The organism is Nocardia aurantiaca (assembly GCF_009708175.1).
GTDB classification, from domain to species: Bacteria; Actinomycetota; Actinomycetes; order Mycobacteriales; family Mycobacteriaceae; genus Nocardia; species Nocardia aurantiaca.
Genome location: NZ_WMBB01000002.1, coordinates 498,918 through 516,387, shown reverse-complemented (window position 1 = coordinate 516,387; position 17,470 = coordinate 498,918). Strand labels below are relative to the sequence as shown.

The window sequence follows — 17,470 nt, the reverse complement described above, 5'->3', positions numbered from 1 at the left end:
GCCGCTGGCGGATTTACCTGTGTATTCATTCGAATGAGGCTCCCGAACGAATAGGAAAGCGATCGATACGCAATCGATTCGCCGATCTCTTTCATTGAATTTCTGTATTGATCGACCACCAATGTGGCCCGCGCCATCGCATTTCTAACCAACCGCCCGGTACGCGGATAGTGCCTTGCTATCGCGACTCCTGCGCCGGACCGGCCCGCGCCGCCGCGCGCACATCCCGGTCCCCGAGCGGCCCCAGCGATATTCGCCCCACGACCGTGACTGTCACATCCCATCCCAGCACCACGCATCCGGTCGACCTCACCCCCATTCGTCCGGCGATGTCCTCGGCCCGGTGACACCCGGCGGCCGCGCCACCGTCTAGCGCACCCGCCGCCGCCAGCGCGCTCAGATCCGCGGCCGCCTGAACCCGATGCTTGGCCGTCACCGCAACACCGACCTGGGCAATCAGGACCGTCACGGCGAGTACGCCGATCAGCGCGAGGCACGCGGTCACCGTGACTCCACCCCTGTCGCTTCCCGCGCGATCCCGGACCACGAACCTCACCCGGCCTCCCCGGGTTCCCGCGCCGCCACGGCCGCCGCATGCAAGGTGATCGGAACCAGGGCCGCAGGGGCACTGACCTCGGCTACCACCAGGTCTCCTTCGGTGCGTACGACGACCTGCGCACCGGACGGTGCCACCCGGCGGGCAGTGGCGATCCCCGCCTCGGTGTCACCGCGGGCGGCGAGACGCGCCGCCTCGCGGGCGGCATCGACACAGCGCACCTGCGCCGATACCGCCAGCAGGGCTCCGACGCATAACACCAGCACCGCGACCAGGGAAGCCAGCGCTATGGCCGCCTCCACGGTCGCCATGCCCGCCTCGGCATAAGGATGTGGCATGGCATACGTCACTTGACGGGAGTCTTCAGCGCCTTGTCGATGATCGTCGTCAGGGCGTTCACAATGCTGTCGCCGGTCACCACGGTGTACAGCACCGCCCCGAAGGCCGCCGCCGCGATTGTTCCGATCGCGTACTCGGCGGTGCTCATACCGGATTCGGCCGTCACGGCGTGCAGCAGCCGCGTCCGCAGTTCCCGAATCAGGTTTCGGACAGTCGTTCCCACGGTCGCTCCTTCCCTCACTCCGGCGCGGCGGTTCCGCGCCGGCACGGTCTCCGGCGGTCACAGCAGGCCGCCGTCCAGGACCCGGCCCGCCAGCCCGATCACCACCGGGACGATCCCCAGGCACAGGAAGGCCGGCAGGAAGCACAGACCGAGCGGACCACCGATCAGCACTCCAGCGCGCTCGGACCGGGCCACGGCCGCGTCTTCGAGCTCGCCGCGCCGGCGCTCCGCCAGTTCACCCACGGCGGTGGCCAGTCCGGTTCCCGAGCGCGCCGAGCGACGAGCCATGCGCGCCAGCGCCGTCACCGACTCGTCGGCAGCTCCGGCGATGGCCTGCTCCCATGCGCTCACGGGATCCGCACCCAACGCCAGCAGGTCGGCGGCCCGGCGCAGTGCCGACGCCAGCGGTTCGGGGGCCTCGGTGGCGACCGCTGCGGCAGCGGAGGCGGTGGGCAGCCCGGCGCGCAGGCAGGCTGCGAGTAGATCGAGGGCCGAGGCGACGCCGAGCGGATCCGGAACGGCCCGAGACGTCGGCTGCGGCAACGGATTATCGGACGACGCATCCCGGAGCCGGTGCAGGCGGCGGACCGCGCCGACGCGCCCCGGCAGCATGAGCAGCGCGATCGCCGCCAGCACCGCGGCGAGGGATGGGGTCATCGCAGTACCTTGCCGGTAATGGCGTCGGACCACAGCAGCCCGGCGCAGGTCAGTGCGGATCCCAAGGGCAGCAACACTGTTCCGATCGCGGACCGGAACAGGACATGCAGCGGGGACGCGCCCATCATCTGTCCCAAGCCGATGCCGAGCAGCGGAAGCAGAGCCAGCACCGCGGCGGTGGCGCGGGCCCCGGCCAAGGCCGCAGCCGTGCGATCCCGGAAGCGCTTGCGCCCCAGCAGATCCAGGCGCGCGGCCGCCAGCAGCTCGGCCAGGGCGAGGCCGTGCCGCTCCGCCACCCGCCAGGCCCCGGCCACCCGCGCCAGCTCCTCCGCCACCACTGAGCCGGGTCGCCGCAGCCCCTCCGCACCCGAACCACCCAGTCGACTGCTCGCCGCGCTCACCGCGAAGGCCCGCGCCACTTCCCCCTCTGTCTCCCGGGCCGCCACCGCCGCCGCGGCGCTCGGATGCGCGCCTATCCGCAGCTCTCCGATGACCGCCTCCAGGCCTTCGAGCAGCTGCGCTGTCCCGGCAGCCCGCTCCCGACCCCGCCTCGCCTTCCGTCGACGGACCACGAGAGTGGTCGATACGAGCACCGCGGCCATCACCGGACCCGGACCGGCGAGCAGCAGCAGTGGCGCGAACAGCAGCGGTGCGGCGCGAATCATCCAGCCGGGCAGTGACTTTCGCACGGGAACAGGAGAAGCGAACATCCGAGCCATTCGCCTACGCGCGATCGGCGGCGGCACCACCAGAAGGGCGAGTGCGAGACAGGCCAGCGCAGGCGCAGACGCACCGATGCCAGGGCCCATCAGTCATCCTCCAGCCGCATTGGCGCCGAATCATTCTCGGCACCACGAGCATCGGACTTGCGTGTCCGGCAGCAATCAGCGGGCCGCGCCAGCCGCAAACCCGGCAGGCGTGAACCTCGCGGACCGAAAGGGTTACCGCACAGTCGATCAGCGCTCGTGCCCGAACGGCGCTTCGCGGGACGGGGCTGCGGATTCATTTGCGGCCGTGGGCAACCGCACGATCCTGGGCACTCGTCATTAGCCGGCATCGTCGGGAGTCCTTTCGTCGAGGAGTTTCATGAGGGTCGAAGCGCCCGATGCGGGCCGCCCATCGGCGGTCCAGGCGGGAGTGATCCGCACCCTGCCGCCGATCGGGGTGACCATGCCGATTTCACGGAGGGTGCGGCGGCCGTCGGGCTGGCGGTGGACATGGAGGATCACCTGGATCGCGGCGGCCAACTGGCTGTGCAGAGCGGCCGCGGGCATGCCGCCCAGCGCCGCGAGCGCCTCCAAGCGGGCCGGAACCTCGCCGGGCGAGTTGGCATGCACGGTCCCCGCGCCACCGTCGTGGCCGGTATTGAGGGCCGTGAGCAGATCCACGACCTCCGCGCCCCGGACCTCCCCCACGACAATGCGATCCGGGCGCATCCGCAACGCCTGGCGTACGAGATCACGGACGGTGACCTGGCCCGCGCCTTCGACATTGGCGGGCCGGGCGACCAGCCGGACCACATGTGGATGCGGCGGCGCGAGTTCCGCGGCGTCCTCCACGCAGATGATCCGCTCGGTCGGAGCCACCTTGGCCAGCAGACCCGACAGGAGCGTCGTCTTGCCCGCGCCCGTGCCGCCCACCACCAGAAATGCGAGCCGGGCGCGAATGATGCGCTCCAGCAGGAGCTTCGCGTCGGGGGGCACCGCACCCGCCGCGGCCAGCGCGTCCAAGCCCTGAGTCGCGGGGCGCAGGACCCGCAGTGACAGGCACGTCCCGCCATGCGCGATCGGCGACAGCACGGCGTGCAACCGCACCCCGAAGGAATCCCCCAGCGCCGCTTCGGTTCCCGCCAGCCGGCCATCCACCCACGGCTGCGCGTCATCCAGCCGACGCCCAGCCGCCAACGCCAACCGCTGCGCCAGCCGTCGCACCGCGCCCTCATCCGCAAACCGCACCGGGGTGCGCCGCAGCCCGCGCCCACGATCCACCCATACCGAATCCGGCGCGGTGACCAGCACATCGGCCACCTCAGGATCGTGAAGGAGCGGCTCCAATACTCCCGCTCCGGTCATCTCGGTCTGCAGCAATCGCAAGGCGCGCAACAGATCCGTATCCGCGAGCACCCCACCGGCCTCCGCCCGAATGGCCGCCGCCACCCGTGCCGGATCCGGATCCGCCGCCCCCTCCGCCAGCCGCTCCCGCACCCGCTCCAGCAGCTCGGCCGTCACCAGCTCACTCATCGCGGACCTCGACGCCCACGGCCGGCCACCGGGATGCCCGCCCGATGCGGCGATATTCGACCCGCCCGGCCGCACCGGACGCGCTCCGCAATCGCACCGACGCGAACCCTGCCCATCGGCCCAGATGCCGAACGAGACCACCCGTCCAGCCCGCGCGGCACTGTTCGACCGTCATTGCGGTGCTCCGGCGGATTCCGGCAATGGAGCGCCACAGGTGGGACCGTGTGCGCGGGCGATCCGCCACCACGATGGACCCGGTCCCCCTGCCGCACGGATCCGGCGCGGATTGTCAGAAAACAGCGTGGTCAGAGCGGTTTCGGCAGCGGTGCGGAGTGGGCCCCGACGACGGACGGTGAGGCCGCCGCGTTCGAGGCGCTCGGTGAGACCCGGCTGGGAGGGCACGGCGGTCAGGAGTGGGAGCCTGAGTGCCCCAGCGATCTCGGTGGAGGACAGACCTCCCGGCGCGGGGCCACGGACGACCAGGCGCACGTTCGGATTCCGGGCGGCGAGGTAGACGGCAGCGGATTCCGCGGCGGCTATCGAGCGCAATCGAGCCTGGGTCACCAGCACCACCAGATCCGCACTGTCGAGGACCTGGTCCGTATGGGGACCATGGTCGCTCGACAGGTCCGCGACGACCAGATCTCCGGCGGCACGACCACCCTCGATGACCGCGCGGACGGCCGCGGGCGCTAGCGCGGCGAATGTCCCGGTCATTCCCTCCGCGCCGCCCGATTCGAGGGCGGTCCCGACCCTACCGCGATCGACCAGGCACGGGACGGTACCGAGTTCCGTTGCGACAGAATCGCTTCGGCGTCCACGGCCGTCGGCGGCCCAGACGCCCGACATCGCCGTCGGATCGAGTTCCGTTGCCGGGACGCCCCTTCCGCAGGAGAGGACGGCCAGACCCGCGGTGGACGGCAGAGCCTCGTGCAGGGCAGCGGCGGAGACGCGGCCGTGCTCGATGGTGAGATCGGGCCAGCGCAGGCCCGGGGTTTTCTCCAAGCCGAGGAGGAGGTCGAGCCCGCCGCCGTAGGGGGCGCAATCGACGAGCAGGGTGCGGTCGCGGAAACGGCCTGCGGCCGTGAGGGCTACGGCCGCGGCGAGGACGGAGGCTCCGGAGCCCGCGCCCGCGCCGGCCACCGCGAGGACCGCGCCGTCGCCGGGGCGGCGGCCGTCGTGGGCGGCGAAGGCGGCTATCAATGCGTCGGCCGCGTCCGGCAGGGGCAGGACCTGTTCGGCGCCGGCCGCGGTCGCGGCCTGCCAGTCGAGCAAACCCGGGTCGCCGTCGGTCACCAGGAGAATCCCTGGGCGGCGGGGGTGGCCGGCGTCGGCGCAGCCATGCGCGGCCGCAGTATCGAGAATGATCACGGAAGCGGCGGTCCAGGCGTGCCGGCCCGGGGGCGGCACGCGCTCATCGAGCGGGCGGTCCGCCGCGGCGGCGATGCGGCGGATCTCATCGCGCAGGCGGGAATCGGCGATCAGCGACAGGGCGGGTGGGGTGGCGACATCGGAGTTCATGCAGGTCAGCGTCGCCCGATTGGCGAGGCGGCGAAAGCGCCTCCACGGCGAGTGTGGATAACACGCGGCCTGTGCAGAACATGCGGGCGGGAACGGATTCCGGACTGTCCCGTAAATAGAGGACGGCCCCAGCCGGGGGGGAGGAGGCTGGGGCCGTCGGGTTCAGCCCCGGGGGGTCGGGCTGAACGCGCCTGGACCATGTCCAGGTAAATGCGATACTACACCCAAGCCCCGGCCGGATTGCAAGTCCGCCCGGCGAGTCTTTTTCCCGCCCGGACGGCTCGGCTTCCCGCTGGCTAACCCCGGCAAATCTCGTCGCCGCAACGACCCGTCATCGCCGCCACAGTGATCCTCGCCACCCGCTCGGCGTGGCCATGCCGCCCACCGCACGGCGCGGAACCATATCCTGGAACCCGTGACAGCCGAACGCGGACGAGTCGCCGCCTTCTTCGATCTCGACAAGACGGTGATCGCCAGGTCGAGTGCCTTCGTGTTCAGCAAGCCGTTCCTGGATCAGGGCCTGCTCAGCCGGCGGGCCGTACTGGAGAGCAGTTACGCGCACTTCCTGTTCCTGCTCTCCGGCGCCGATCACGATCAAATGGAGCGCATGCGCGAGCATCTCACCAAGATGTGCGCGGGGTGGGATGTGAACCAGGTGCGCTCGATCGTCGCCGAGACCCTGCACGATATCGTGGACCCGCTCATCTACGCCGAGGCCGCGGATCTCATTGCGGACCACCGGATTCGAGGGCACGACGTAGTCATCGTCTCCGCCTCCGGCGAGGAGATGGTCGCCCCGATCGCCGCGGCGCTGGGCGCCGATCACTTCGCCGCCACGCGCATGGTCATCGAAAACGGCAGGTACGCGGGCGAAGTCGAGTTCTACTGCTATGGCCCGGGCAAGGTGGAGGCCATCGAAAAGCTTGCGGCGCATTACGATTACGACCTCTCGCGCTGCTACGCCTACTCCGACTCGATCACCGATCTGCCGATGCTCGAGGCGGTCGGCCACCCCACGGCGGTGAACCCGGATCGGGGCCTGCGGCGCGAGGCCACCGCGCGCGGCTGGCCCATCCTCGCCTTCTCCAATCCGGTATCGCTGTGGGCGCGAATCCCGGCCCCGACCACCACCACGGTGGCCGCGACCGCCGCGGTCGGACTCGGTGCGCTGGTGGCCGGAGCGCTCACCTATCGGCTGCTGCGCCGCCGCCGCTGACGCGGGGCAACCGGAAACGCCCGGACGCAAACAGTCCGACACGCCGAGTATTTGAAAGAATTCTCAGGCCTTGATGTGACCGCGGTCACGGGGTAACAATGGATGCACGGAAGGACGGACGGCCAAGATCGGATCGGAAGAGAAGATCCGACCTCCCATCCCACCCTTCCCAGCACGGACACCAGGCACCCACGCGGAGCACGCCGCGACAAGAGCACGAGTGGTTGTGGGCCTGCGTTATCCGGGATATCGACGGCGAGGGCCTCGCATCCACGCGGGGATGAACCACCGGATCCTGGAGAGCTCGCCGAGGCCGAAGAAGCACAACCCTGAAAGCACGCTTGGTAACCGGGTGGTCCGTGCTAGCGGGCGGTGAGGTCGCATATCAGCGACAACGCCGCCCGCTCTGATGCGTGGGGGGCTTCCCGGAAATACCTGGTGCACAATGCATTTCGCCGTCAGCGGTATTTACCCCGAAGCGGCGTCCGCGATCGAGCGGGCTTCGCGCGCGCCATCTTCGAGGGCGCCGCAGGTGAAGATCACCCAGCCGCCGACGCCCTCCGCGGTGCCCGTGCCGTAGGCGGCGGCGGCGTCGAGGTAGGCCTGGCGGCGGCGGAGCCAGAAGACTTCGGGGACGCCGAGGCTGTGGGGGTCCAGGCCGCTGGACACGGTGACCAGGCGGGAGGCTGCGCGGGCGACGATGCCGTCGGCGGTGCCGAAGGGGCGCAGGGACAGCAGTTCGCCGTGGACGATAGCCGCGATCACCGGGGCGGGGGCCTTTGTGCTGGTGATGGTTTGGACCAGGAGGTCCAAGCGCTCGGCGACGCCGGGGACATCGCGGGGACGACCGAGTTGCTGCTGGTCGTCGACCATGTCGGCGGCGGCGAGCAGGTGGAGACGGGCGAGGGCCTGCAGAGGCGCGCGCTGCCAGACGCCGACCAGGTTGGTGAGGGCCTCGGCGTCGAGGGCCTGGCCGACGCGGAGGGAGCCCGCGAGGATGGGATCCTCGACGCGACCGTCGGCGGGGAGGTCGATGGTGCCGCCCTCGATGGCGGCGGAGGAGCGGGCCGCGCGGACGGCGGCCTCGGCGGCGGTGGTGGGCCAGCCGCGGCGGTTCGCTCGGTGGCGATGCACCTCGGCGAGGGCGTCACGGGCCTTGTCGGCGGCGTCGCGTACGCCGGGCAGGTCGACGAGGGGCTGCAGCGGGTCGGTCACAAGGTACGAGGCTACTGCCGGGTATCGGAGAGCCCGCCGACGCCCGGGCTGTCATACCGCGAGGGGTCGGGACCGGGGATGGCGTCGAGGAGCCGGCGGGTGTACTCCGATTGCGGGTTGCCGAATACCTCGGTGGTGGAGGCGGCCTCGACCACCTTGCCCTGTTGCATGACCACTACGTCATCGGCGATCTGTCGGACCACGGCCAGATCGTGGGTGATGAACAGGTAGGTGAGGCCGAGTTCGGCCTGGAGCTGGTTGAGCAGCTGCAGGATCTGGGCCTGCACCAGCACATCCAGGGCGGAGACCGCCTCGTCGCAGACCACCAGCTCCGGCTCGAGAGCCAGGGCGCGGGCGATGGCGACGCGCTGACGCTGGCCGCCGGAGAGCTCGCTGGGATAGCGGCCCGCCACGCCGGAGGGCAGTGCCACCAGTTCGAGCAGGTCATGCACCCGCCGGTCCCGCTCGGCGCGGGCGCCCACGCCGTGCACACGCAATGGTTCGGCGATGCTTCGATGGATGGAATAGGTGGGATCCAAGGAGCCGTAAGGGTTTTGAAAGATCGGCTGGACACGGCGACGGAAAGCCAGGGGCTCACGCTTGGCCAGTTCGACGACATTGCTGCCGTCGAAGGTGACCGAACCCGAAGTGGGCGTGTCCAATCCGAGCACCAGATTGGCGACGGTGGTCTTGCCGGAGCCGGATTCACCGACCACGGCGGTGGTGGTGCCGCGTCGTACCCGAAATGAAACATCTTCGGCGGCAGCGAGTTCGGTGTGCCGCCACGGCATCGATCCACGCAGACGGTAACGCCTGGTGAGCCGGTCGAGGACCAGAATGTCGTCCGGCAGCTCGCCGCCGGTCTCGGTGTCCGCCACCTCGACCGCCAGCTGCCGGATGCCGACGCGCTTGCGGCCGGCCGACACTCGCCGCGCGGCGATCGAGGGCGCGGCGTCGACGAGGCGCCTGGTGTACTCGTGCCGGGGATCGCGCAGGATCTCCGGCGCCGGCCCGGATTCCACCACCCGTCCGCGATACATGACCACCAGGTGCTCGGCCCGTTCGGCGGCCAATCCCAGATCGTGGGTGATGAGCAGGACGGCCGTGCCGAGCTCACGGGTCAGGCCGTCGATGTGGTCGAGGATCTGCCGTTGCACGGTCACGTCCAGCGCCGAGGTGGGTTCATCGGCGATGAGCAGCTTGGGCCGGGCGGACAGGCCGATGGCGATGAGCGTGCGCTGCTTCATGCCGCCCGAGAATTCATGCGGGTATTGGCCGATGCGGCTCACCGCGTCCGGGATGCCCGCTTCTGCGAGTAGTTCCACCGCCCGTCGGCGTGCGGCTCGTCCCCGCGCTATTCCATTGGCGGCGAGGGTCTCCCGGATCTGGAATCCGATCTTCCACACGGGGTCGAGATTGGTCATGGGGTCCTGCGGCACGAACCCGATGCCATTGCCGCGCACCGCGACAAATTCCGAGGGCGAGGCGTGGGCCAGCTCGCGGCCGTCGAACCGAATGCTGCCCGCGGCGATCTGCCCGCCGCGCGGTAGCAGCCCGATCACCGCGTGGGCCGTCGTGGACTTACCGGAACCGGACTCTCCCACGAGAGCGACGGTCTGACCCGGGTACACGGTCAGATCGACCCCGCGCACCGCGTCCACGCGACGTTCGCCCGCACCGAAAGCGACTCGGAGGTCCCTGATTTCGAGCAGCGGCTCGGTCATCGTCGTCCCTTCGGATCGAGCGCGTCGCGCAGGGCGTCACCGAGCATGATGAAGCCGAGCACGGTCAGTGCCAGCGCCGTCGCGGGGTAGAAGAGGATGAGCGACCCGGCCCGCAGCTGCCGCTGCCCGGCGGCGATGTCCGCGCCCCAGGAGACTTCGGTGGGCGGCAACCCGACGCCGAGGAAGGACAGGGTGGCCTCGGTGACGATGAATACGCCCAGCCAGATGGTCGTCACCACGATCACCGGCCCGAGCGCATTGGGGATGACGTGCCGCACCAGGATGCGGAAGCGGGACATTCCCAGTGCGGTGGCGGCCGTGACGTAGTCGCTGTTCTTGGCGGCGAGGACCGAACCGCGCGCGATGCGCACCACCTGCGGCCAGGTGAAGGCGGCGAGGATCGCGATGACCACCCAGATGGTGCGGTGCTGGGCCAGCTGCATGATGACGATCGCGGCCAGCATGAGCGGAATCGCGTACACGATCTCGGCGATTCGCGAGATCACCGAATCCAGGAGCCCGCCATAGTATCCCGCCAACGCTCCGAGCGTGCCGCCGATCAGCACGAACAGGGTGGTGGCCCCGATGCCGGTGAGCACCGAGGCGCGCGCACCGTAGATGGTGCGCGCGTAGATGTCGCACCCCTGCAGGTCGAAGCCGAACCAGTGGTCGCGTTCGGGCGCCGCGAGACTGTGTTCCACGAGGCAGTAGCGCGGATCCTGTCCGGTGAACAGGCCCGGGAAGGCCGCCACCAGTAGCACCAGCGCGATCAGCGCCACCGAGACCAGGAATAGCGGCTTGCGGCGAAGTTCCAGCCAGGCCGATCCCCAGAACCCGCCGGGTGTGCCGTGCACGTCCACCCGGTCGGTCGCCACCACCTCGACCTGGTCGGCAGGCGCCACCCAGCGTTCTTGGCCGGGGCGCGGCAATCGCTGCGGCACATCGGTTTCGGACATCAGGGCTCCCGTTCACGCATAGCGGATCCGTGGGTCGAGCACGGCGTAGAGCAGGTCGACGATGAGGTTGGAGAGCAGGAAGATCACGATGAGCGCGGTCACGAAGGACACCACCGTCGGCGCTTCCCCGCGCACCACCGCCTGGTAGAGGGTGCCGCCCACGCCCGGGATATTGAAGATCCCCTCGGTGACGATGGCGCCGCCCATGAGCGCGCCGAGGTCCGCCCCGACGAAGGTCACCACGGGGACCAGCGAGTTGCGCAGGATATGCACGACCACGACCCGCCGCCGGGGCAGGCCCTTGGCGGTGGCGGTGCGTACGTAATCGGCATCTCTGTTCTCCACCACCGAGTTCCGGGTCAGGCGCAGTACGTAGGCGAAGGACAGCGAGGCGAGCACGAGAGCGGGCAGGATCAGCCGCGGGATGCTCACGTCCGAGCCGACGGTGACCGGGGCCAGCTGCCATTTCACGCCGAACAGGAACTGCGCCAGGAATCCGATCACGAAGATGGGCATGGCGATCAGGATGAGGCTGACCACCAGCATGGTGGAATCGAACCAACCGCCCTTGCGCAGTCCCGCGAAGACACCGAACGCGATCCCGAAGATCGCCTCGAAGGCCACGGCCAGCAGTGCCAGCCTGAAGGTGATCGGAAAGGCGTGCGCCAAGACGTCTTTCACCGGTCGGCCGGAGTACGAGGTGCCCAAATCCAGCGTGAGGATGCCCTTCAGATAGTGCAGATATTGCCACCAGAACGGTTTGTCGAGCCCGTACTGGGCCTTCAGTTGCGCCTCCAAAGCCGGTGTGAGCGTGCGCTGTCCGGCCAGGGCGGTGACGGATCCGCCGGTCACCTTCCAGATCAGGAAGTAGATGAGCAGGGTCGCGCCGAAGAACACCGGAATCATCTGCAGCAGCCGCCGCGCTATGTACCAGGCCACGGTCTCACCTCAGTTCGATGTTCTCGAAGTCGGCCAACCCGTTCCAGGTCTGGACGACATTGTGGACGCGCCGGGAGTATCCGGCGGAGTTGATGTAATCGAACACCGGGATGGCGGGCAATTCGCGCAGCAGCACCGTCTGCGCCTGCCCGACTATCCGCCAGGATTCCTGCTCACCGGGTGCGGCCTCGGCGGCGGCGATGAGCCGGTCGAATTCGGCATTGTGGAAATCGACGTCGTTGGTTTCGGAGCCGGACAGGAAGCTGGGTTCCAGAAACTGCAGCATGGTGGGATAGTCGCCCTGCCAGCCGAATCGGAACGCCTTGCCGACGGTGCGGTGCACCACCTGGTCGCGCAGCTGCTTGAAGGTCGGATAGGCGGCGCCGACCGCATCGATGCCGAGGGTGTTGCGCACGCTGTTGGCCACCGCGTCGATCCACGCCTGATGTCCGCCGTCGGCGTTGTAGGCGATCTCGAAACGCCCGCTCCAGGGCGCGATCTCGTTGGCTTGCGCCCATAGGCGGCGGGCCTGCTCGGGGTTGTAGTCGAGCACCTGCGCCCCCGGCAGGTTGCCGTCGTACCCGGGAAGGGTCCGCGAGGTGAAGTCGCGCGACGGAATCCTGGTGCCGTGGAAGATCTTCTGGCCGATCCGCGCCCGGTCGATGGCCATGGAGATGGCCTGCCGCCGCAACCGGCCCTCCTCACCGCTGAAATGGGGCATGTTGGCCTGGAAGCCGATCCACTGGTTCTGCGCGGAGGGCGCTTGGATGGCGCGGTCGCCGAGGTCCTTCTCGAAGACGCGAATGGCACTGTCGGGAACGGTGTCCAACACGTCCAGATTGCCGGCCAGCAGATCCGAGTACGCGGAATCGAAGTTGGAATAGAAGACGAAGATCAGGCCCTTGTTACGGGCCGGCCGCCCACCCCGGTAGCTCTCGTTCGGCACCACGGTCAGCTGAACGTCGTGCTGCCAGGCATTGCCGTCGGCGAATCGATACGGGCCGTTGCCGATCGGGTGTTCACCGAACGCCTTCATATCCTTGAAGGCGACGGCGGGCAGCGGATAGAAGGGCGCGTACGCCAGTCTGGTGCGGAAGTCGATGGTGGGTGCGGTCAGATCGACGGTGAAGGTGAGGTCGTCGATCACCGTCAGCCCAGACATGGCCTGTGCCCGTGGCGGATCCGCCTGCACGTCATCGAAGCCGACGATGGGCTGGTAGGTGTAGCTCTGCAGCTGTTTGTTGGTGACGAGCGCTCCGAAGTTCCATGCGTCCACGAAAGAGTGTGCGGTGACCGCCGATCCGTCGCTGAACGTCCACCCGGGCTTCAGGGTGATCCGGTAGTGCTGCTGGTCGGTGGTCTCGATGGACTGCGCGACCTCATCGTGCAGAGCGCCCTTGGCGTCGATGTATCGCAGCCCCGCGAACAGCCGATCCACGATGCGCCCGCCGCCGTTCTCGTTGGTGTTGGACGGAACCAGCGGATTCTGTGGCTCGGTCCCGTTGACCGCGACCATGTCCCCGTAGACAGGCGCGACGGCGCAGCCGGTCAACGCGGCGGCGAGCAGTGCGAGCACGGCGATCAGCGTGGCCGCCGCCCGCCGAGCCGATATCCGATGGTCCACCTGTGCCCCGATTCGTTCACGACTCCGTCACGAGCGGCCTGGAAATTTAGCTGCCGACCCTAGCGGCCGAAACCCGCGCTGTCCTGGGGAGTGCGCCAACGGGCGAAAATCCGCGAACTCCCCATCGTGAGCGTGCTCACGATCCGCCGAACGGGACGGATCTGGACTGCCGGGCACGACGCAGGTCACAGTCGATTAGTGTCGAACGTGGCCGCGGTCACCCCGCGACCGAACGCGAGAGAAGAGACGAGATGACCGATACCACCGCCGACCACCTGGATGCGTATCCGCCGAGCCCCGAATTCGCAGCAGCCGCCAATGCCGAAGCGTCTCTCTACGATCGGGCCGCCGCGGACCGCGACGGGTTCTGGGCCGAGCAGGCCCAGCGCCTGCACTGGCATCAGCCCTTCACTCAGGTCCTGGACTGGACCGACGCGCCCTTCGCCAAGTGGTTCGCCGACGGCAAGCTGAACGTCGCCTACAACTGTGTGGACCGCCATGTCCTCGACGGGCGCGGCGACCAGGTCGCCATCCACTGGGAGGGCGAGCCCGGTGATTCCCGTGACATCACCTACGCCGAGCTGCTGGCCGAAGTGTCGCGTGCCGCCAACTACCTCACCGATCTGGGCCTGACCACGGGCGACCGGATCGCCATCTACATGCCGATGGTCCCCGAGGCCATCGTGGCCATGCTGGCGTCGGCCCGCCTGGGCCTGACCCACTCGGTGGTCTTCGCCGGCTTCTCTCCCAGCGCCCTGCGTCAACGGGTCGACGACGCCGAGGCCAGACTGGTCATCACCACCGACGGCCAGTGGCGGCGCGGCAACGCGGCCCCGCTCAAGGCCGCCGTCGACGAGGCCCTCGCCGAGGGCGATTCGACCGTCGAGCACGTGCTCGTGGTGCGTCGCACCGGCATCGACACCGCGATGACCTCCGGCCGCGACCTGTGGTGGCACGAGACCGTCGCGAACGCCTCCCCCGAGCACGAGGCGCAGGCCTTCGACGCCGAGCATCCGCTGTTCATCCTCTACACCTCCGGCACCACCGGAAAGCCCAAGGGCATCCTCCACACCTCCGGCGGCTACCTGACCCAGGCCGCCTACACCCACCACCACGTCTTCGACCACAAGCCCGGTCACGACGTGTACTGGTGCACCGCCGACATCGGCTGGGTCACCGGACACAGCTACATCGTGTACGGCCCGCTGGCCAACGGCGCCACCGAGGTCGTCTACGAGGGCACCCCGAACTTCCCGGACGAGCACCGGCACTGGCAGATCATCGAAAAGTACGGCGTCACCATCTATTACACGGCGCCGACGCTGGTCCGCACCTTCATGAAGTGGGGCCGCGAGATTCCGGAGTCGCACGACCTGTCCAGCCTGCGGCTGCTGGGCTCGGTCGGCGAGCCGATCAACCCGGAGGCCTGGCGCTGGTACCGGGATGTGGTGGGCGGCAACCGAACTCCCATCGTGGACACCTGGTGGCAGACCGAGACCGGCGCCATCATGATCTCACCGCTGCCGGGCGTCACCGCGGCCAAGCCGGGCGCGGCCATGACGCCGCTGCCGGGCATCTCGGCGACAGTCGTCGACGAGGAAGGCAATCCGGTCCAGCTGGGCGAGACCGAGGCCAATGGGTACCTGGTGCTCAACGAGCCGTGGCCGTCCATGCTGCGCGGCATCTGGGGCGACGACGAGCGCTATCGGGACACCTACTGGTCGCGCTATGCCGAGAAGGGCTGGTATTTCGCGGGCGACGGGGCCAAGCTCGACACCGACGGGGACCTGTGGGTGCTCGGTCGCGTCGACGACGTGATGAACGTGTCCGGCCACCGCATCTCGACGGCCGAGGTGGAATCCGCACTGGTGGGTCACTCCGGTGTCGCGGAGGCGGCGGTCGTCGGCGCCTCCGACGAGACCACCGGTCAGGGCATCGTGGCCTTCGTGATCCTGACCGCCGAGGCCGAGAACACCGGCGACGACCTGATCGCCGAACTCAAGGCCGAGGTCTCCCGCGAAATCTCCCCCATCGCCCGCCCGCGCGAGATCCACGTGGTGCCGGAGCTGCCCAAGACGCGCTCGGGCAAGATCATGCGCCGCCTGCTGCGCGATGTGGCCGAGGGCCGCGAACTGGGCGACACCTCAACCCTGGTGGACCCCAACGTCTTCGAGGCCATCCGGGCCGATAAGGCGTAGCGGCGCGCCGCCCAGGGCGGTTCGCGAGGAAATGGGCGGCCCCCGTGACCAGATGGTCGCGGGGGCCGTGCTCATGCGGGGGATCCGGTCGGCCCATGGAGTGGATGGCGGCGGGGTTGAGGGTCAAGAAGTTCCGGGCAAACCGTTAGAATTGCGCAAAAGGTGTGCCGGGAAGTCTGGTCGGCATGCGGTTGCGCCGTCGGTCCCTGGAGTGGTGTCGCACGCCGCTTTCTCGTCGAGCGTACGACCGAAAGGCTGCACCGTGATCGTTCGGGTCCGATCAGAGCTTGCCCGCTACCTGAGAACCGAAACCGTCGGCGGCACACTGCTACTCATCGCCGCCGCGACAGCGCTCATCTGGGTCAACTCGCCCTGGGGCGCGAGCTACACGACCATGGTCGACACCAGGCTCGCCATTCCCGCCCTCCATCTGGACCTCACGCTGGCCGACTGGACCAAGGACGGCCTGCTGGCCATCTTCTTCTTCGTAGCCGGGCTGGAGCTCAAACGGGAACTGGTGGTCGGCGAGCTCGCGGACCGCAAACGCGCCGCCCTGCCCATCGTGGCCGCGATGGGCGGTGTGGTGACGCCCGCGCTCATCGCCATGGCCGTCGGATGGGGCGTGGAGGGCATGGATCGCGGGTGGGCCATCCCGGTCGCCACCGATATCGCCTTCGCGCTGGCGGTGCTGGCCATGACCGGGTCACGGATTCCGGCCACCGCCCGGGTGTTCCTGCTCAGCCTGGCAGTCGTGGACGACCTGATCGCCATCATCCTCATCGCCGTCCTGTTCACCACCACGCTGAAGGCGCTGTGGCTGCTGACCGCGGTGCTGTGCCTGGCGGGCTGGGCCCTCGCCCAGAAGTTCCGGTTCCGCAGCCCGTTCATCTATGTGCCGCTGGGCCTGGTCTCCTGGTACGCCCTGCACGAGGCCGGAATCCACGCCACCCTCGCCGGTGTGGCGTGCGGACTGCTGACCCGCGTGCGTCCCGACGAGGACGAGGACGAGCACTGCGTCCCCGCCACCCGGCTCGAGCATCTTGTCCAGCCCATCTCCGCCGGGGTCTGCGTGCCGCTGTTCGCGCTGTTCGCCTCGGGAGTTCCGCTGGATGCGAGCGTGCTGTCGAAGCTGTTCACCGACCGGCTGACGCTGGCCATCATCCTGGGGCTACTGGTCGGCAAGACCGTCGGGATCTTCGGATCCAGTTGGCTCGCCGTGCGGTTGGGCATCGCCGAACGACCCGGTGATCTTGGTTATCGAGACATGTTCGCGCTGTCGGTGCTGGGTGCGATCGGCTTCACCGTTAGCCTCTTGGTGGCAGAACTGGCATTGGAAGACGTCGGCGACGGATCCGCGGCAGAGCTCGCAAAAGCGGCGGTGTTGCTCACGTCTTTGGCGGCTTCCCTGGCGGGTTCGGCGCTACTGTTGCGTCGTGGCCGTGCTCACCAGGCACGACGTGACGAGCGGGCACTGCAAAGTCAAGAGTGACACCGGACAGTACTACCGGGACATGGAGAAGGGTCGAGCAATTGAGCTTCACACAGGGCGGTAACGGCTACGACGGGAACCGCACCCGCACCGTCACTTCGATTCCGTTGTCCGATGTCGACGCCCATCAGTCGGCCACCTTCGGCACCTTGGTCCGCGACGCGACCGAGCAGATGTCGACCCTGGTGCGCGCCGAGGTGGAGCTCGCCAAGGCCGAGGTGACCGGTGAGATCAAGAAGGGCCTGCAGGGCAGCGTCTTCTTCATCCTGGCGCTGACCATCCTGCTGTTCAGCTCCTTCTTCTTTTTCTTCTTCCTCGCCGAGCTGCTCGACATCTGGCTGTACCGCTGGGCCGCGTTCCTGGTGGTGTTCCTGCTGATGATCGCGGCGGTGGCGGCCTTCGCACTGCTGGGCTATCTGAAGGTGCGCAAGCTGCGCGCACCGGAGAAGACCATCGAGTCGCTGAAGGAGACGTCGACCCTGTTGTCCAGCGGATTCAGCCACTCCGACGAGCAGACCGTGGAGGTCACGGTCGAACTCGGCAAGCCCCGGACCTAGACCTTCGATTACGCTC

Annotated in this window: 16 protein-coding genes; 4 read left to right on the top strand and 12 right to left on the bottom strand. The window is 68.7% G+C overall.

Going from position 1 to position 17,470, the window contains the following annotated elements; genetic code table 11:
• Positions 1–178 precede the first annotated feature (178 nt).
• The 7 genes from GLP40_RS05650 to ssd all read right to left on the bottom strand — a co-directional run bounded on the left by GLP40_RS05650 (position 179) and on the right by ssd (position 5,536).
• On the bottom strand, positions 179–547 hold the full coding sequence (locus GLP40_RS05650; RefSeq protein ID WP_328289775.1) for an Rv3654c family TadE-like protein: 369 nt from the start codon (positions 545–547) through the stop codon (positions 179–181).
• Positions 548–552: 5 nt separating this feature from the next.
• Entirely contained in the window at positions 553–894 is a 342-nt protein-coding gene (locus tag GLP40_RS05645; protein ID WP_154786704.1) for a TadE family type IV pilus minor pilin, read from the bottom strand.
• Positions 895–902: 8 nt separating this feature from the next.
• Positions 903–1,118, bottom strand: coding sequence for a DUF4244 domain-containing protein (locus GLP40_RS05640; RefSeq protein WP_328289731.1), 216 nt, complete (start codon positions 1,116–1,118; stop codon positions 903–905).
• A 57-nt stretch (positions 1,119–1,175) separates the two neighbouring features.
• Complete coding sequence (locus GLP40_RS05635) at positions 1,176–1,775, bottom strand: type II secretion system F family protein (protein WP_154786703.1); 600 nt, start codon at positions 1,773–1,775, stop codon at positions 1,176–1,178.
• Positions 1,772–2,464: a type II secretion system F family protein gene (locus GLP40_RS05630; protein WP_328289730.1), complete on the bottom strand. Its 693-nt coding sequence runs from the start codon at positions 2,462–2,464 to the stop codon at positions 1,772–1,774. Before GLP40_RS05630 ends, GLP40_RS05635 begins: the two co-directional genes overlap by 4 nt.
• A 357-nt stretch (positions 2,465–2,821) precedes the next feature.
• A complete protein-coding gene (locus GLP40_RS05625; RefSeq protein WP_154786701.1) occupies positions 2,822–4,015 on the bottom strand; it encodes a TadA family conjugal transfer-associated ATPase in 1,194 nt (397 codons plus the stop codon).
• 171 nt (positions 4,016–4,186) lie between these two features.
• Positions 4,187–5,536 (bottom strand): septum site-determining protein Ssd, encoded by a 1,350-nt coding sequence (gene ssd, locus GLP40_RS33585; RefSeq protein ID WP_230329249.1) that lies wholly within the window; start codon positions 5,534–5,536, stop codon positions 4,187–4,189.
• A 406-nt stretch (positions 5,537–5,942) separates the two neighbouring features.
• On the opposite strand from ssd, the gene GLP40_RS05615 reads away from it, so the two are divergent.
• On the top strand, positions 5,943–6,752 hold the full coding sequence (locus GLP40_RS05615; RefSeq protein ID WP_154786700.1) for an HAD-IB family hydrolase: 810 nt from the start codon (positions 5,943–5,945) through the stop codon (positions 6,750–6,752).
• Positions 6,753–7,220: 468 nt separating this feature from the next.
• On the opposite strand, the gene GLP40_RS05610 is transcribed toward GLP40_RS05615, so the two are convergent.
• From GLP40_RS05610 to GLP40_RS05590, 5 genes are read right to left on the bottom strand one after another with little or no spacing between them, the layout of a single operon-like run.
• Entirely contained in the window at positions 7,221–7,967 is a 747-nt protein-coding gene (locus tag GLP40_RS05610) for a Fic family protein (RefSeq protein ID WP_328289728.1), read from the bottom strand.
• Between the two features lie 11 nt (positions 7,968–7,978).
• Positions 7,979–9,691, bottom strand: a complete 1,713-nt coding sequence (locus GLP40_RS05605) for a dipeptide ABC transporter ATP-binding protein (protein ID WP_154786699.1) — start codon at positions 9,689–9,691, stop codon at positions 7,979–7,981.
• A complete protein-coding gene (locus GLP40_RS05600; protein WP_154786698.1) occupies positions 9,688–10,647 on the bottom strand; it encodes an ABC transporter permease in 960 nt (319 codons plus the stop codon). Before GLP40_RS05600 ends, GLP40_RS05605 begins: the two co-directional genes overlap by 4 nt.
• A 12-nt stretch (positions 10,648–10,659) precedes the next feature.
• Positions 10,660–11,586 carry an ABC transporter permease gene (locus GLP40_RS05595; protein WP_328289727.1) on the bottom strand — a complete coding sequence of 309 codons (927 nt, stop codon included), beginning with the start codon at positions 11,584–11,586 and terminating at the stop codon, positions 10,660–10,662.
• Between the two features lie 4 nt (positions 11,587–11,590).
• Positions 11,591–13,102: a peptide ABC transporter substrate-binding protein gene (locus GLP40_RS05590; protein WP_154786883.1), complete on the bottom strand. Its 1,512-nt coding sequence runs from the start codon at positions 13,100–13,102 to the stop codon at positions 11,591–11,593.
• Between the two features lie 359 nt (positions 13,103–13,461).
• Here GLP40_RS05590 and acs point away from each other — a divergent pair, with 359 nt between their 5' ends.
• The 3 genes from acs to GLP40_RS05575 all read left to right on the top strand — a co-directional run bounded on the left by acs (position 13,462) and on the right by GLP40_RS05575 (position 17,454).
• The gene (gene acs, locus GLP40_RS05585) at positions 13,462–15,408 is read left to right on the top strand and encodes an acetate--CoA ligase (RefSeq protein ID WP_154786697.1); all 1,947 of its coding nucleotides are present in this window, start codon (positions 13,462–13,464) and stop codon (positions 15,406–15,408) included.
• A 262-nt stretch (positions 15,409–15,670) separates the two neighbouring features.
• Positions 15,671–16,897, top strand: coding sequence for a Na+/H+ antiporter NhaA (nhaA, locus tag GLP40_RS05580; RefSeq protein ID WP_328289725.1), 1,227 nt, complete (start codon positions 15,671–15,673; stop codon positions 16,895–16,897).
• Positions 16,898–16,938: 41 nt separating this feature from the next.
• Positions 16,939–17,454 carry a phage holin family protein gene (locus GLP40_RS05575; protein WP_154786696.1) on the top strand — a complete coding sequence of 172 codons (516 nt, stop codon included), beginning with the start codon at positions 16,939–16,941 and terminating at the stop codon, positions 17,452–17,454.
• Positions 17,455–17,470: the final 16 nt, after the last annotated feature.

Bases quoted from the DNA above. Each gene is read 5' to 3' on its own strand.
- GLP40_RS05645 (WP_154786704.1), bottom strand. From the start codon at position 894: ATGCCACATCCTTATGCCGAGGCGGGCATGGCGACCGTGGAGGCGGCC.
- GLP40_RS05635 (WP_154786703.1), bottom strand. From the start codon at position 1,775: ATGACCCCATCCCTCGCCGCGGTGCTGGCGGCGATCGCGCTGCTCATG.
- GLP40_RS05625 (WP_154786701.1), bottom strand. From the start codon at position 4,015: ATGAGTGAGCTGGTGACGGCCGAGCTGCTGGAGCGGGTGCGGGAGCGG.
- ssd (WP_230329249.1), bottom strand. From the start codon at position 5,536: ATGAACTCCGATGTCGCCACCCCACCCGCCCTGTCGCTGATCGCCGAT.
- GLP40_RS05605 (WP_154786699.1), bottom strand. From the start codon at position 9,691: ATGACCGAGCCGCTGCTCGAAATCAGGGACCTCCGAGTCGCTTTCGGT.
- GLP40_RS05600 (WP_154786698.1), bottom strand. From the start codon at position 10,647: ATGTCCGAAACCGATGTGCCGCAGCGATTGCCGCGCCCCGGCCAAGAA.
- GLP40_RS05590 (WP_154786883.1), bottom strand. From the start codon at position 13,102: ATGGTCGCGGTCAACGGGACCGAGCCACAGAATCCGCTGGTTCCGTCC.
- acs (WP_154786697.1), top strand. From the start codon at position 13,462: ATGACCGATACCACCGCCGACCACCTGGATGCGTATCCGCCGAGCCCC.